The organism is Sphaerisporangium sp. NPDC049457 (genome assembly GCF_055586705.1).
Genome location: NZ_JBVJHR010000001.1, coordinates 765,085 through 779,293, shown reverse-complemented (window position 1 = coordinate 779,293; position 14,209 = coordinate 765,085). Strand labels below are relative to the sequence as shown.

Annotated in this window: 9 protein-coding genes; 5 read left to right on the top strand and 4 right to left on the bottom strand. The window is 70.5% G+C overall.

The window, feature by feature from the left end:
• Positions 1 to 340: 340 nt before the first annotated feature.
• Both ACZ6QO_RS03220 and ACZ6QO_RS03215 read left to right on the top strand, forming a co-directional pair.
• The gene (locus tag ACZ6QO_RS03220; protein ID WP_465847136.1) at positions 341 to 1,519 is read left to right on the top strand and encodes an FxsB family cyclophane-forming radical SAM/SPASM peptide maturase; all 1,179 of its coding nucleotides are present in this window, start codon (positions 341 to 343) and stop codon (positions 1,517 to 1,519) included.
• Positions 1,516 to 2,820, top strand: a complete 1,305-nt coding sequence (locus tag ACZ6QO_RS03215) for an HEXXH motif domain-containing protein (RefSeq protein ID WP_465847134.1) — start codon at positions 1,516 to 1,518, stop codon at positions 2,818 to 2,820. The genes ACZ6QO_RS03220 and ACZ6QO_RS03215 overlap by 4 nt, the downstream gene beginning before the upstream one ends.
• On the opposite strand, the gene fxsT is transcribed toward ACZ6QO_RS03215, so the two are convergent.
• Positions 2,817 to 5,357, bottom strand: a complete 2,541-nt coding sequence (gene fxsT / locus ACZ6QO_RS03210; RefSeq protein ID WP_465847133.1) for an FxSxx-COOH system tetratricopeptide repeat protein — start codon at positions 5,355 to 5,357, stop codon at positions 2,817 to 2,819. The genes ACZ6QO_RS03215 and fxsT overlap by 4 nt on opposite strands.
• Positions 5,358 to 5,601: 244 nt before the next feature.
• Between fxsT and ACZ6QO_RS03205 the strand changes: the two genes are divergently transcribed.
• From ACZ6QO_RS03205 to ACZ6QO_RS03195, 3 genes are all read left to right on the top strand, one after another.
• Positions 5,602 to 5,754 (top strand): hypothetical protein, encoded by a 153-nt coding sequence (locus tag ACZ6QO_RS03205; protein ID WP_465847131.1) that lies wholly within the window; start codon positions 5,602 to 5,604, stop codon positions 5,752 to 5,754.
• Between the two features lie 144 nt (positions 5,755 to 5,898).
• The gene (locus ACZ6QO_RS03200; protein WP_465847129.1) at positions 5,899 to 6,804 is read left to right on the top strand and encodes an SIR2 family NAD-dependent protein deacylase; all 906 of its coding nucleotides are present in this window, start codon (positions 5,899 to 5,901) and stop codon (positions 6,802 to 6,804) included.
• Positions 6,801 to 8,786: a tetratricopeptide repeat protein gene (locus ACZ6QO_RS03195; RefSeq protein ID WP_465847127.1), complete on the top strand. Its 1,986-nt coding sequence runs from the start codon at positions 6,801 to 6,803 to the stop codon at positions 8,784 to 8,786. Before ACZ6QO_RS03200 ends, ACZ6QO_RS03195 begins: the two co-directional genes overlap by 4 nt.
• Here the strand turns inward: ACZ6QO_RS03195 and ACZ6QO_RS03190 are convergent.
• The 3 genes from ACZ6QO_RS03190 to ACZ6QO_RS03180 all read right to left on the bottom strand — a co-directional run bounded on the left by ACZ6QO_RS03190 (position 8,779) and on the right by ACZ6QO_RS03180 (position 14,198).
• Positions 8,779 to 9,996, bottom strand: coding sequence for an MFS transporter (locus ACZ6QO_RS03190; protein WP_465847126.1), 1,218 nt, complete (start codon positions 9,994 to 9,996; stop codon positions 8,779 to 8,781). The two genes, ACZ6QO_RS03195 and ACZ6QO_RS03190, sit on opposite strands and share 8 nt — an antisense overlap.
• A gap of 604 nt (positions 9,997 to 10,600) precedes the next feature.
• Positions 10,601 to 12,541 carry a GH39 family glycosyl hydrolase gene (locus tag ACZ6QO_RS03185; RefSeq protein ID WP_465847124.1) on the bottom strand — a complete coding sequence of 647 codons (1,941 nt, stop codon included), beginning with the start codon at positions 12,539 to 12,541 and terminating at the stop codon, positions 10,601 to 10,603.
• A gap of 139 nt (positions 12,542 to 12,680) precedes the next feature.
• Positions 12,681 to 14,198 (bottom strand): glucoamylase family protein, encoded by a 1,518-nt coding sequence (locus ACZ6QO_RS03180; RefSeq protein WP_465847122.1) that lies wholly within the window; start codon positions 14,196 to 14,198, stop codon positions 12,681 to 12,683.
• Positions 14,199 to 14,209: the final 11 nt, after the last annotated feature.

Here is a 14,209-nt window from a genome sequence, read left to right as displayed (position 1 = left end):
GATGCCCAATGTCCGCCTGGCAGTGAACGATGACCGCGCACCGTGTCCGGGCTTGGCGTACCCCGGATTTCCCGGCTGATCAGGTGGGCGGGCCGTAATGTAGGCCACCATTTCCCGACATAACCTAATGATCCACCTCAAATGCCGAAAATATCTCTAAAGACCGCAAACCTTGACTTCAGCCGAAAATCACTGCCAGATAGGAGGACGAGCAGCCCTTCGCCTTTCCGCAGCGAGCACGATTCACGGACGGGAATGATGAAGGAAAAAACGATCAACTCAGAGGTTGCGGCGTTTGCCAGGAAGCCGTGATCCGCGATCCTCGCTCTTCCCGGCGTCCATGGATGTCGAGGCCGTGCTGGCGTCGGGCTGGCGGCCGGTTCCCTTCAGTCAGTTCATACTGAAGATTCACAGCAGGTGCGACCTGGCCTGCCGGCATTGCTACGTCTACGAGATGGCCGACCAGAGCTGGCGCGACCAGCCGCGCCGGATGTCACCGGCGATCATGGACCACGCGGCGCGCCGCATCGCCGACCACGCGCGGCGCCACGACCTGGCCGAGATCGAGGTGGTCCTGCACGGCGGAGAGCCACTGCTCGCCGGGCCGGAACTCATCTCCCACGCCGTCCGGGCCGTCAGGCGCGCGGCCGATACCGGCACCAACGTGCGCGTCACCGTCCAGACCAACGGGGTCCGGCTGGACGAGGGCTTCCTCAGGCTGTTCGACGACCTCGGGGTCCGGATCGGCGTGAGCCTGGACGGGGACGAACAGGGCCAGGACCGTCATCGCAAATTCGCGAACGGCAGCGGAAGCCACGCGGCGGTGGCCGCCTCCCTCCGGCGGCTGGCGCACGGGCCGTTCCACCACCTGTTCGCCGGCCTGCTGTGCACGATCGACGTGCGCAACGACCCCATCGCCACCTACGAGGCCCTGGTCGAGTTCGACCCGCCGGCGATCGACTTCCTGCTCCCGCACGGCAACTGGTCGACCCCTCCCCCGTTCCGGGATCCCGGCGCCGCCACCACGCCGTACGCCGACTGGCTCATCCCGATCTTCGACCGGTGGTACGGCGCGGCCAGTGATGAGACGGACGTGCGGTTCTTCGGGGAGATCATGCGGTTGATGGCCGGACGGCCCTCGCGCACGGAGGCCGTCGGCCTGTCCCCCGCGCGCATGCTGGTGATCGAGACCGACGGCGGCATCGAGCAGTCCGACATCCTCAAGTCGGCCTACCAGGGTGCCGGCGCCACCGGATTCCACGTGCTCCGCGACAGCCTTGAGGACGCGTTGCTCCATCCGTCCGTCGTCGCAAGGCAGCTCGGCGAACGGGCGCTCGGCCCCGTCTGCGCCGCCTGCGACATCCGTTCCATCTGTGGAGGCGGCATGTACGCCCACCGCTACAGTGACGCCGACGGGTTCTCCGGGGCCTCCGTCTACTGCCCTGACCTGTATCGGCTCATCACACACATCCACGACAGGTTCGCCCGCGACATCGCCCGGCTCAAGGGGGGCCGATGAGACCGGCCGGCGAGCGGATCGGCGACGAGCTGTTCGCCCGCCTCGCAGCCGGGGGCGGCGGGGCCGACGCCGTCCGCCACCTGTGCGCCGTGCAGGAGAGCAGGAACCGCCTGCTGATCCGCGGCATCGTCGCCGAGGCGACGCGAGCCGGCCACGAGCAGGCCGGGCTCGCCGCGGACGCCTACGCGTCGCTCGCGGACGCCGAGGCCGCGGCCCCGGGCGTGGTCCGCCGGGCGCTGCGGTACCCGTCGGTCGGAGCGTGGGCGCTGCGCGACTACGCGGCGCTCGTGGGCGGGGAGCCGGCCGTGTCCGCGCCCGGCCGGCTGGCCGCGGTGGCGCTCGCGGTGGCGGTCCGGTCGGGCACCGCCTGCCGGATCCGCGTCCCGGCCGGCCACGACGGGCTCGTGCTGCCCGGCGTCGGGCGCGTCCTGCTGGATCCCGGCTTCGAAGGGCCGGTGGACGTCACCGTCCGCCCCGCCGGGCGGGGCGCCGTGCTGGCGGTCGGACGGACCCGCGTCGAGGCCGACCCGGCCGGGGACCGGCCCGGATGGCAGGTGCTGCACCGCCTGTCCCCCGCGCCCGGGCTCGACCTCACCATCGACGACCTCGACGGATACCGCTGGCCGGAGATCTCCGCGGCCCGTGGGCGCATGGACGCCGCCGAGCGTGAGCACTGGGCTGCCTGCCTGGACGAGGCGTGGCGCGTCCTGCTCGACCTCCACCCCGTCGTGGCCGAGGAGGTGGCCGGAGCCGTCACCGTGCTGACCCCGCTGGTGTCTCCGGCCCGCGGCCAGAACAGCGGCACGGCCCGGGAGACCTTCGGCACCGTCGCGCTGTCGCGGCCCGTCTCAGGGGTGACGCTGGCCGCGACCTTCGCCCACGAGATCCAGCACGCCAAGCTGACCGCCCTGATGGACGTCGTCCCGCTGACCCGCCAAGGCCGGCGTTTCACCGGGTACGCCCCGTGGCGCGACGACCCCCGGCCCGTCTATGGGCTGCTCCAGGGCGCGTACGCGTTCATGGGGGTGGCCGGGTTCTGGCGCCGCGAGCGCGGCGGCCCGGACGGGGGTGACGCCGACGTCCACTTCGCCCGGTGGAGGGAGGGCGTGTACGCCGTCACGACGACGCTGCTGACCAGCGGCGGGCTCACCGAGCGGGGACGCGACTTCGTCGCCGTCATGCGCGCCACGCTGGAGGAATGGCGCGCCGAGCACGTCCCCGCCGCCGCCCAGGCCAAGGCCCGTCGCGCCGCCGAAGCGCACCGCGCCGCCTGGGAGCACCGGAACGCCCGCCCGGCCTAGATCGGCGACGGATCGAAGGTGAAGTAGACCCGTCGCCCGTCCAGCGCGGTCCTGGCATCCGGGTGACCGAGATCAAGGGCCCTGCGGTACTGGTGCAGGGTCTGCTCACGAAGCCGCTCGCCCTCCTCCACGGCACCGTCGGCGATCATGTCGAGCGCGAGGTTGGACTGGCAGGCCATCGTCATGTAGTGCTCGGCGCCGAACTTCTTGGTCAGACGGTTGAGGCTGTCGTCACCGAGCTTCCTGGCCGCGGCGGCATCCCCCAGGTCCGCCAGGTCGCTCGCGAGATTGACCGCACAGGTGAGGCTGTAGTCGTGGTTGCGGCTGACCGTGGCGGCCAGCCCCTCCAGCGACTTCTCGTCCAGCGCACGCGCCTGCTCCGGGTCGCCGCTCAGGCGGTGCAGCAGGGCGAAGTTCACGTTGCAGCCGTGGACGTAAGGATGGTCTTCACCGAAGACCCGCGGATAGCGCGTCATGACCTCATGGGCCAGGTCGATCGCATCCTCGATGCGATCACACGCGCACAGAGTGTTGGAGAGGTTGACCGCGGCCGCCATCGTGTCAGGGTTGTCCTCGCCGAGGAGCCGCTTGAACCTGCCGTAGGTCTCCTCTGCCAGTTCGAGAGCCTCGTCCAGGTCGCCGCGCCTGCGCCGGGCGATGGACAGATCCTTGGCGGCGAGCAGCGTGGAGGGATGGTCGAGCGACAACTCGTGAATGCCGAAGGCGTAGACCTCCTCTCCCAGGTCGCACGCTTCGGCGAAGTCGCCGCAGAGCCGGGTGACGCGTGCCAGCCCGTTCCACGACACGAGCAGGGACGTCGACGGCACCTCGTCGCCCGCGTCGAGCTGCGCGAGGTAGGTGTCCTGATGCAGGGCCCGCGCCTTCTCGTAGTCGCTGGTGAGGGCGTAATCGAGGGCGAGGCTGTTCTGCACGCGCAGCGTGCCCGGCGTGGCAGGACCGGACAACCTCTGGTGGGTCTCCAGCAACTGTTTGTCAAGCTCGCGCGCGTCGCGGAAGCGTCCCCTCGCGCGCAGGTCGGCGCCGTAGCCGTTCGTGATCGCCAGCGTCGCGTCGTGGTCGGCGCCGAGCTTCTGGATCATCTTCTCGCGGGTGGCGCGGTCGATCTCGTACGCCTCGGCGTAGCGGCCGAGCTGGCGGACGATGTTGCCGAGGTGCCTGTGCGCCAGCAGCACATCGAGGTGATCGGCACCGTCGGCCTTGGTCCACTCGGCTATGCACTTCTCGGCGAGGTCGAGTGCCGAGGTGTAGTTCCCCGTCGTGTAGAGATAGCGGACGACGTTGAGCGCGAAGCGCCGCACGTCGCGATCGCCGCTCTCGGACAGGTGCGAGGGCTCGATGTGCGGGACCAGTTCCTCGAACCGGCGCCAGCTCTCTCTGCGGTCCGGATCGGCGGGGGCGCCTCTGGTGAGGAGCAGATGCACCTCGTGGCCGAACTGTTCCTTGACCTCGTCCGTCAGCTCGTCTCGGAGGAGCACCTGGATCAGCCGGTGCACCTGGATGGTCCGCGTGGCAGAGTCGATCTTGGCGAGGGCATAGCGTGAGAGCTCGCTGATCGCCTTGCTGAGCATGATGGGATCGGTGAGGATCTCGCCCAGCCGCGGCAGTTCGGCGTTCTTGGCGACGCGGAACACATCGCGGGGGATGGGCTCCGGGCCGAAGAACGCGCAGCAGCGCAGGACTTCGACCGCCTGCGGAAGCCGTGCGCCGAGTTTGGACACCGACAGTTTCCAGGCGGCCGTCACCGACAGGGGGTAACCGGGGGCCTTGTTGACGTCGAGCAGCCGGCTCGCCTGCTCGTCGAGCTGCTCGATGTACTCGTCGACCGCCATTCCCGTCTCGTACGCCAGGGCGCCGGCCTGCTCCAGCGCGAGGGGCAGGTCTCCGAGCTTGTCCGCGAGCCGGTCGGCCTCGTCGTGATCGAGGGGCCTGCGAAGGCGCTGCCGCAGAAAGGCGATGCTCTCGTCACGGGTGAAGACGTTGACGGGGAGGGTGTCGGCGTGGTTCTCCCACAGCGGGTTGCGCGAGGTGATCAATACATGCCCGGTGCCGTGCGGAAGGTATCCCTCAAGGTGCTCGGGTTCCTCCGCGTTGTCGAAGACGAGCAGCCAGCGCCGGTAGGGCACACCGCGCTCGAGCGCCCTTCGAACGGCTTCCGCCGCCTCGTCCACGCCGGTGGCCGCCGCCGGCGGCAGCCCCAGGTACGGCGCCATGGCCGCGAGCGAGGACGGCACCAGCACCCTCTGGTCCGCGGAGATCCACCACACGAGGTCGTAGTGCGACTGGTAGCGGTAGGCGTACTCGACGGCGAGCTGGGTCTTCCCGACGCCGCCCAGGCCGTGCAGGGCCCGCGGCTGGGGAACGACCGCGGTGACCGACCGCTTCTCCAGCAGTTCCTGCCGGACCGCCCGGAGAAGATCCTCACGGCCGGTGAAATGCTTGTTGCGGCGCGGTACACGTTCCCAGACCTCGGGCCTGCGGTCGGGCACCGTGTGCGCGGCGTGTGAAGTCTCCGTCATCGGCCGCCTCCGTATGAAGAGATCACGGCTTCGACGTCATTCTAAAGGTTGATTCGCCGGGCCGGGCATAACAGAATTGCACTGGCCGGCATTTGTCTGCAGCACTAAGGACGCACCGCCGTTTCCGGTCGCACGTGTTCACCACGCACAGTTCGATGCGGTGAATCGGACGGCCGAAATTCGCGAGGTCATGATCGGTGGAACTGAATGTCCCGCCGTCGCGTATCGCAGCAGAGGAGCCCGTATGACGTCCTCGAACGGTCTTGTCGACGTCACCCAGATCAGCCTGAAAGATCTCGGGTGCATCGATAATGTTGTCCTGCACAGACTTCTGAGGGACATGATCCTCGATCCCGCCGACGCTCCGCCTACGGCGGGTTTCGACAGTTCCATCTGACCGATCGGCTCGCCGCCGTCGGCCTGGTCCCGCTGAAAGGTGCATGTGACGTTATCCCCCGTCCTGTCCGCAGGCCGGGTGCGGCGACCGCGGCGCCCGGCCTTCGTCCGTGCGGGGAACACCGCGCATGGCAGGAGGCCGGCGATGGACGAGGATGGGTGGAAGCGGCTCATCGGCCAGTTGCGCGACGGCGACTGCACGCCGTTCCTCGGCGCCGGAGCAAGCGTGCGCGCGCTCCCGACCGCCGGGAGCATCGCCGAGAAATGGGCCGACGAGCACGCCTACCCGTTCGACGACGACCGCGACCTGGCACGGGTGACGCAGTTCGCCGTGCTCAAGGCCAACAACGACGCCGTCCACGTCAAAAGGCGGCTCTGCGACGAGTTGCTCGCGCAGTCACGCCGGGTGGGGCCGCCCGACCGCGGCGACCTCTTGGATCCGCACACGCTGCTCGCCGAGTTCCCTTTGCGGGTGTACATCACCACCAACTACGACGACAACATCGTCCAGGCGCTGAGGGCGGCCGGGAAAAGCCCCAACGCCGCGATGTGCCCCTGGCACCCGGACGTCGAATACTCGCGGAAACTCTTCCTCGACGAGGCCGGCTACGATCCGCAGCCGGAGGCCCCTCTCGTCTATCACCTGCACGGCCGGTTGGAGCACCCCGCGTCCATCGTCGTCACCGAGGACGACTACCTCGAGTTCGTCACCAACCTGGTGACCACCCCGGGCAATGACGAGCGCGTCCTTCCGCCCTCGGTGCTGAGGGCACTGACGACCCGGCCGCTGCTCTTCATCGGCTACAGCCTCAGGGACTGGACCTTCCGCGTGCTGTTCAACGGCCTGCTGCGCGCCGTGCCGGGCATCAACCGCCGCAGCCACCTCAGCGTCCAGCTCACCCCCGACGGGCACGGCAGGCGGCGCGACGCCGAGCACAACGCCCGGCTGTACTTGTCCAAGTATCTTGAGAGATGGCAGATCTACATCTTCTGGGGGTCGGCACAGGAGTTCTGCGAGCAGCTACGGCAGCGGATGGAGTGGGAACTGTGACGCCCACCGCCCCGGGAGCGGCGGCGCACGAGCCGTACATCGGGCTCCGCCCCTTCCGCAGACAGAACGACGGGCGCTTCTTCGGGCGCTCACGCGAGTCGCGCCAGGTGTGCGACCTGTGGCAGGCCCGGCGCCTGACGATCCTGCACGGGCCTTCCGGCGTCGGCAAGACCTCCCTCATCCAGGCGGGCATCATGCCCTTGCTGGACGAGACGATCATGCGCGTGCTGCCGACCGGCCGGGTGTCCCGCGTCTCCACCCAACCCACCGCCAAGACTCCTTACCACAACCCGCTCGTCTTCGCGCTGCTGTCATCCTGGTCGCCCGATGAGACCCCGGCCCGGCTGGTCGCCGAGACGATCCCGGCCTTTCTCGGCGCCCTGCCGAAACGCTCCGAACCCTACGGCGACCCGTCCCTCACGATGCTCGCCATCGACCAGGCGGAAGAGCTGTTCGATCAGTTCGCGCACCGCCCGCCCTATCGGGAGTGGTTCTTCGGGCAGCTCGCGCAGGCGCTGAGGGACGATCCTTACCTGCGGCTGCTCATCTCGGTCCGCGACGACCACTTCGACGCGCTGTGGGAGCGCAGGAAGGAGCTGGCGGACACCGACTTCACCAAGTACGCGCTGGACGCGCTGGAACCTGAGGCGGCCGTCCAGGCGGCCGAGGGTCCGCTGCGAGGCACCGGACGGTGGTTCGCCGACGGCGCCGCGCGCGCCCTGGTGGACGACCTGCGCATGGTGCGCGTGGGCCGGGCGGGCGCAGGCCAGGTGGAGGTCGACACGAAGGTCGTGGAGCCCGTCCATCTGCAGGTGGTGTGCTCGGCGATGTGGCAGGCCCTGCCCGCTGATGTCAGCGTGATCACCGGCGACCACGTGCGTCGTTTCGCGAACGCCGACGAATCACTGGCCGCCTTCTGCGACCGGGTGATCGAGGAGGTGGCCCGCGACTACTACGACGGCGACGCCGTGGGGTTGCGCCTGTGGCTCCAGCAGAACTTCACCCCAGAAGCCGATGACCGCAGGACCGCCCGCCGAGGCAGGGGGACGGCCGCCGGGATGGAGAACGTCGTGGTCAGGGCGCTCGTCGACCGGTACCTTCTGCGCGTCGACCATGAAACGACGCCAAGGCGGTGCGTGCTCTCGCACGACCGGCTCATGGATCCCATCAGGCGAGGCGGCCACCGCGTCGTCCCTGAGGACGGCCGCCCCGCCTCCCTGCGCGAAGGCCTGCGCGCCGCGGAGCCGCCGCTGAAGGACGGCGATCTCGGCATGGCGGTGCGACTCGTGGAAGAGGCGCTCAAGCGCGGCGGTGACGCCCGCCTCCAGGGCGAGGCCGAGACCTTCCTCGGCAACGTGGCCGACGAGGACGGAGACCTCGGCCGGGCGGTCGCCCACTACAGGAAGGCGGCGCGGCTGTTCGACACCGTCAACGCCACCGCGGCCGTCGGCCGCCTTCTCGCGGGCATCGGCCGCTTCATGCTCGCGCAGGGACGCGCGACCGAGGCCATGGAGGAGCTGGAGGCCGCGCGCGGCAGGGCGCCCGGCGACACGGGCATTCTGACCGATCTGGCCTGGGCCTGGTGGCACGGCGGCCGGCCGGAGACGGCCTGCGGCCTGCTCGACGAGGTGATCGGCGAGAGCGGCTCAACGGCCGCCCGCCAGGCGCGCGGCGAGATCCTCGCCGGCCTCGGACGGACCGCGGCCGCGCTGCGCGATTTCGCGTACGTGAAGCCATTGCAGTGGCCGTCGGCACGAGCCGCTCGCGCGTACGCCCTGGCGGACGGCGGCGAGGTTCACCAGGCCGTGGCGGAGATCGACGAGGTGCTGTACGAGGCGGCGGGCCACGGACCGATCCTGTTCTACGCCGCCCGGGTCAAGCAGATCGCGGGCGATTCCGCGCAGGCAGCGTCGTTGGCCGCGCGAGCGAAAGAGGCACGAAACCCGAAACTGCCCCCGCACCTCACCGAGATCCTCAGCTGAGGCTCCTGGGCTCGGCGTCCTTGAGCATCACGGTGACGGCGACCACGGCGAGGAGCAGCCGGGCGCGCAGTTCCCTGTACCACCAGATCAGCCCGAGAACCACGGTGGCGGCCACGATGAAGTACCCCAGAGCGCGGACGGCGCCCGCGAACCCGAAGACCACCACCAGCGCGCCGCCGATGGAGCCGGCCGCGCTGACGGCGCAGCGCGCGGCGAATCTCGACACTCCGGCGACCTTGGCGAGGTTGCCGGAGTCGATGTGCTCGGCCTCGAAAGTGCGGACGGCGACGTTCGTGACGGCGCCGGAGAATCCGATCACGAAGGTCGCGAGCCCGAACAACACCGGGTGTCCGACGGAGGCGACGGCCGCCGCGGCCACCAGCACCATCATCTGGTGCCGCAGGGTGAGGCTCTCACGGGCGAGGCGGATGGTGAGGCCGGCCCCGAGCGCCCCGCCCAGCCCGCCGGCGGCGACGACCAGACCGACCTCCCAGTAGGACCTTTCCGAGCCCACCAGGTAGACCATGATGAGAATGTTCGCGACCAGGTTGTTGAGCACGGTCACGACCATGGCGTCCCTCAGAAAGGGATGACGGCCGAGCTCTCGCACGCCGGTGAGCAGTTCGACGACGAACCTCCGCCGCCTCGCTTCGCGCGGAACATCTTCGGGAACTCGCCTGACCATGGCCGAGGACACTCCGAAGCACACCGCGGCGAGGCCGAGGGGAACGGCGGGCCAAGGCGCCAGCAGCGCGCCCCCGAGCGTCCTGCCCAGGATCACCGCCATGTGCGTGCTGGTCTCGGTGCGGGCGTAGGCGCCGTTGAGCTGCCTGCGCTCGACCAGCGAGGGGACGAGCACGGTCTCGGCGCTGCTCTGGAAGACCCAGCAGGCGCCCTCGACCACGGCGGCGACCACGAGGACCCACACGGGGACGGCGCCCACCAGGAGGATCAGGCAGACAACAGCGGCGGTGACAGCGCGGAGCGCCTCGCCGCCGATCATGGTGACGCGGGGTGGCCACCGATCCACGAGGACGCCGGCGGGGATGTACAGCACGACACCCGGGATGGTCCAGGCGAAAGCCACCCATCCGGCAACCCCGGCGGACCCGGTGACCTGCAGCGCCAGTAGCGGGTAGACGACGCCCAGCATGCGGTAGGCCGCCATGGAGAGAGCCGACGCCCGCCAGACCAGGCGGAAGTTCACCATGGTGGATCGACCTGAGTATGAGCCGCGGCAGGGCCCTCGACGACCGGCGCCCGGGCGGCGTCCGGTTCTGGTCCCGATGGCCGTGCGTCCTCCCCCATTTCGAACTGCCGCCTCACAGCCAACGGCATGGGGGTCGATCTGTGTGACGGCACTCGCCGTTGGCAGTCTGAACATTGGGGAAGGGCAGTCTGAACAGTTGGGAAGAGCGGGCGGACAGGAGAAGATCTGGCCACAAAAAACACGAGGCGCGCAGTGATCGCGAGCCTCGTGTGCCTCAGATGTAACTTAAGTCACTCGAACGCCGAAAGAATAGCCGAGTCGCGGACGGCGCGCACCCGAAGGTGACCATGTGATCGGCGTAGTTCGGCGGTCATGACCTTCATCGCGGGCGGATGCTCATCGTCCTCACTGCTGTTCCATGCTGCTCCCCCGCCGGCTCCCGCGCGACGGAGGCACGGGTGAGGACACCTGCTTCCCGGGGTGGCCATGAGATGCCATGGGGGTCGGCGGTGACCGGGTACGAGCCAGGGCCGGGCCCGGCCACAACGACGATGGACCGTACTCCCGGCACTTCGCGTTCCGACGCTGCCCGCTACTTCTCGCGTCAAGCGGGGCGGGCCTCCAGGTAGGAGATGGCGGGCATGGGGAGGTCGAAGGTGACGGTGAGGGTGCCGGCTTGGGGGTGGGCGGGGGTCGGGGGGTGGAGTTCGTCGAGGGTGTTCCGGGTGTGGAGGGTGGGCCACTGGTCGGGGGCCGGCCAGTCGCCGCCGCCCATGGCGGTCCAGGCGGCCTCGATGTTGGAGTGGTCCTCGTCGATGCGGTGGTGGGTCAGCACGTGCGGGACGTCGGCGAGGCCGGTGAGGGTGAGGGTGACCCGGCGGCCGAGGAGGGGGGCGCCGCCGGCCTTGGTGTGGTCGAGGGTGCCGTTCCACAGCAGGACGCCCACCCTGCCGTCGTCGTGCCGGGCCGCCCAAGCCTCCACGCCGGCCACGTCCCCGGTGAAGTCCACGGCGAGCTCGTGGTCGCCCAGCCGCTGGGCGAGGACCAGGGCGAGGTAGCGCGGTTTGCGCAGGTTGCCGATCGTGAGCAGGCCGAACCCGCCGTGGAACAGGCGCGGCGGCCGGCCGAGCTCCTCGAAGTGGTCCGAGGCCACCCAGTGCGACAGCGCCTCGACCCTGCCCGCCACCGAGCGCATCCCGTGCAGGACGAACGCCGCGCCGAACGGGCCGTCTCCGACGCCGTGGAAGTGCGTCGGTGTAGGGCCCCACTCGGTCCACCAGATCGGGGTGCCCTCCTTGCCGTACCTGGCCAGGACCGGCCGCCAGTCCAGGGGCGCGTTGCCGTAGGTGTGGGTGGAGAGGAAGTCGAGCGGCGCGCCCGAGCGGGCGGTGTGGGCGATGAGCTCCTCGACCCAGCCATTCGCGGCGCTGGCGGGGCCGCCGACGCGCAGGCGGGGGTGCACGCTCTTCACCGCCGCCGCGGTGACGTCGTACAGCCGGAGGTACTCCTGTGGGGTGCCGCTCCAGAAGACCTCCAGGTTGGCCTCGTTCCACACCTCGAAGGACCATTCCTCGACCAGCTCGCGCAGGCCGTAGCGGTCAGCCAGATGACGAACCAGGTCGTGCACCAGGTCGCCCCAGCGGTCGTAGTCCTTGGGCGGCGAGATGATCGCCCGGTAGTCGAACACGGTCTTGGCCGGGTCGGCGGCCAGGTCGCGCGGCATGAAGCCGAGCTCGACGACCGGCCGCAGCCCGAGGCCGGTCAGCGTGTCGTAGACCCGGTCCACGCCGGTGAAGTCGTGCACCGGCGCGCCGTCCACCTCCCGGTAGACACCGAGGTCGTCGCCGAGTATGGCGTGCGCGCGCACGGCGCGCACGCCGAGCTCTTCGTGCGCGAGCCGCAGCGCCTCGGCCAGCTCGGGGCCGATAGGACGGCCGCCGGTCTCCTCCGCGCTCAGCAAGTGCGACAGGTGCTCAGAGCCGATCATCTCCCGCCAGGGCCTGGGCAGCGGCCGGGTGACGCGAGCGGCGTCGACCCGGATGGCGACGGCCCGGACAGCGTCGGCCTCGACGGCATCGGCTCGGACAGCGTCGGCGCCGACAGCGTCACCCCGGACAGCGTCGATCTCGACGGCGGCGGCCTGGACGGCGACGACCCGGTCGCGGCCGTTGTGTGGGGTCGCTGGGACGGAGGTGGTGAAGGCGCCGAGGACGTCCGTCGATCCGAGGGCGGCCACGACATAGTGGACGGCCCGGCCGGGCGTCAGGGCCGTGTCGACGTACCGGGCGGCGGGCACGCCGGCGACGTCCACGTGGGGCGGTTTGACGTCGGCGAAGGGTCCACCGGGATCCTCGCCCCGGCGGACGACGTAGCCGATCGCTCCCTCGACCGGCTCCCACTCCAGCGTGACGTGCCCGGCGCCCGCGTAGGCGCGCAGCCCTCGCGGCACGTCCGGCGTCATGGGCGCGACGCCGGCGGCCTCGGCCGCGTCGCCGGAGCTCCGGTAGATGCGCTCTCGCCAGTCGGTGCGGGCGGAGTCGGTCATGTCGTCTTCTCCCCGATCGATGGTGGTTCGCCGGTTCCGTCGTCGCCGGTGGTCACGTTGTTGCCGGTGGCCCGTCGCGTCGGGCGCGGGCGGCGGCCCGGGCGGGACGCGGGCGGCCGGGGACGGGCTGTGGGCGGGGTCAGCGCAGGCGGGAGGCCCACTCCTCCAGGCCGAGGACGGGCTTGAGGCGCCATTCCGCCCCGCCGGGGGTGAAGTAGCGGCGCAGGGCGTCGTCCGCGAGGGCGTTGCCGAGAGCGCCCATGATCATCCCCTGGTCGAGGGCCAGGTACTCCTTGGCGACCCTGCCGCTGCGCACCGCCACCGCGTCGTAGAAGCCGCCGGGGCCGTAGGAGTCGAAGCCGGCCCGCAGCCGCGCGAGGTTGTCCAGCGCCTTGTCCCCCGCGTACCGCAGCGCGAGGAAGGACGCGTGCGGCGTCACCACGCCGTCCCCGTAGTGGTCCGGTTCGGGCTTGGCGGGCCGGCAGTCGCCGAATCCCGGGTCGGTGGAGGTGCGCTCCTCGTCGGAGGTGTAGCCGTCGGTGTCCATGCCGAGGGGGTCCACCCCGTACTCGCGGTAGCCGCCGGCGGGGTCGTCGGACGGCGAGAAGCCCCAGTAGCCGTACTTCGCCTCGTTCAGGCCGTGCTCGATCTGCGCGGCGACGTGGACGGGGTGGTTGCGGCCCCAGTTCCGCGCGCCCCACCTCTCCTCCGGGACCACCAGGTCGGCCATCAGCGCCTCGAACATGCTGCCGCCCCAGGTGGGGACGTACCGCATGCCGCGATAGCCGTAGGTGCCCTCGAAGACCTTGATGCCCTGGTACGTGCGCCAGGCGCCCTGGGGCTTCTGGTCGGCCCAGCCCCAGTCGCAGGTGTCGGGGAAGGTGCGCCACAGGCCGAAGTAGTGGGTGGCGGGCACCTGGCCGAGGGCGATGGCGACGTAGCTGACGATGCGCGTCTCGGACATGGCGCCGTAACGGTGGCAGGTGGAGTACACCGTCGTGCCGGTGCCCGCGTAGTCGGTCTCCTGGGAGCAGCCCTCCGGCCGCTGCGGCCAGTAGCCGCCGGTCATCAGCCCGGTCCCGGCGTCGGCCCGGGCCTGCGGGTCGTAGAAGGCGGTGAAGTCCATGCGCGACAGCAGGCCGCCGGCCTTGGCCGCCTGCTCGGGCACCCCGTTGCGTACCATCGTCAGCGCGGTGGCCAGCCAGGCGTTGTCGACGCTGGACACGAAGGGCCGGACGGGGTCGCCGGTGTCGGGCCAGGTGCGCACCACCTGGAGCGTCGCCGGGTCGTACCAGTTGTAGTACAGCCCGGTGGCGGCGTCGTGGTCGAGCCGGCCGAGCGCGTCCAGCACCCGGCCGACGCGGGCGGCGGCCTGGCGGCGGTCGATCAGCCGCAGGTCCCGGGCGGCGAGCGTGCTCCACAGGTACGTGCCGGCGTTGGTCGGCGAGGTCACCTTGGCGCGGGCCGACAGGTCGCCGGACACCTTGTCGGCCGGCAGCCCCGTGCCGGGGTCGACCATCGCCGTCATGGACCGCCAGGTGTCGGCGGCGTACCGGCGGAGCACCGCCGTGCGCGAGTCCGCCCCGGCGGCGGACGCGGTGCCCGTCCCGGCGGCCAGGGCGAGGACGAGTGTGCAGGTGAGGACTGACTTGCGCATGGGCACCTCAG

Excerpts from the sequence above, each read along its gene's own strand:
- ACZ6QO_RS03220 (WP_465847136.1), top strand. The coding sequence starts at position 341 with ATGGATGTCGAGGCCGTGCTGGCGTCGGGCTGGCGGCCGGTTCCCTTC.
- ACZ6QO_RS03215 (WP_465847134.1), top strand. The coding sequence starts at position 1,516 with ATGAGACCGGCCGGCGAGCGGATCGGCGACGAGCTGTTCGCCCGCCTC.
- fxsT (WP_465847133.1), bottom strand. The coding sequence starts at position 5,357 with ATGACGGAGACTTCACACGCCGCGCACACGGTGCCCGACCGCAGGCCC.
- ACZ6QO_RS03205 (WP_465847131.1), top strand. The coding sequence starts at position 5,602 with ATGACGTCCTCGAACGGTCTTGTCGACGTCACCCAGATCAGCCTGAAA.
- ACZ6QO_RS03200 (WP_465847129.1), top strand. The coding sequence starts at position 5,899 with ATGGACGAGGATGGGTGGAAGCGGCTCATCGGCCAGTTGCGCGACGGC.
- ACZ6QO_RS03190 (WP_465847126.1), bottom strand. The coding sequence starts at position 9,996 with ATGGTGAACTTCCGCCTGGTCTGGCGGGCGTCGGCTCTCTCCATGGCG.
- ACZ6QO_RS03185 (WP_465847124.1), bottom strand. The coding sequence starts at position 12,541 with ATGACCGACTCCGCCCGCACCGACTGGCGAGAGCGCATCTACCGGAGC.
- ACZ6QO_RS03180 (WP_465847122.1), bottom strand. The coding sequence starts at position 14,198 with ATGCGCAAGTCAGTCCTCACCTGCACACTCGTCCTCGCCCTGGCCGCC.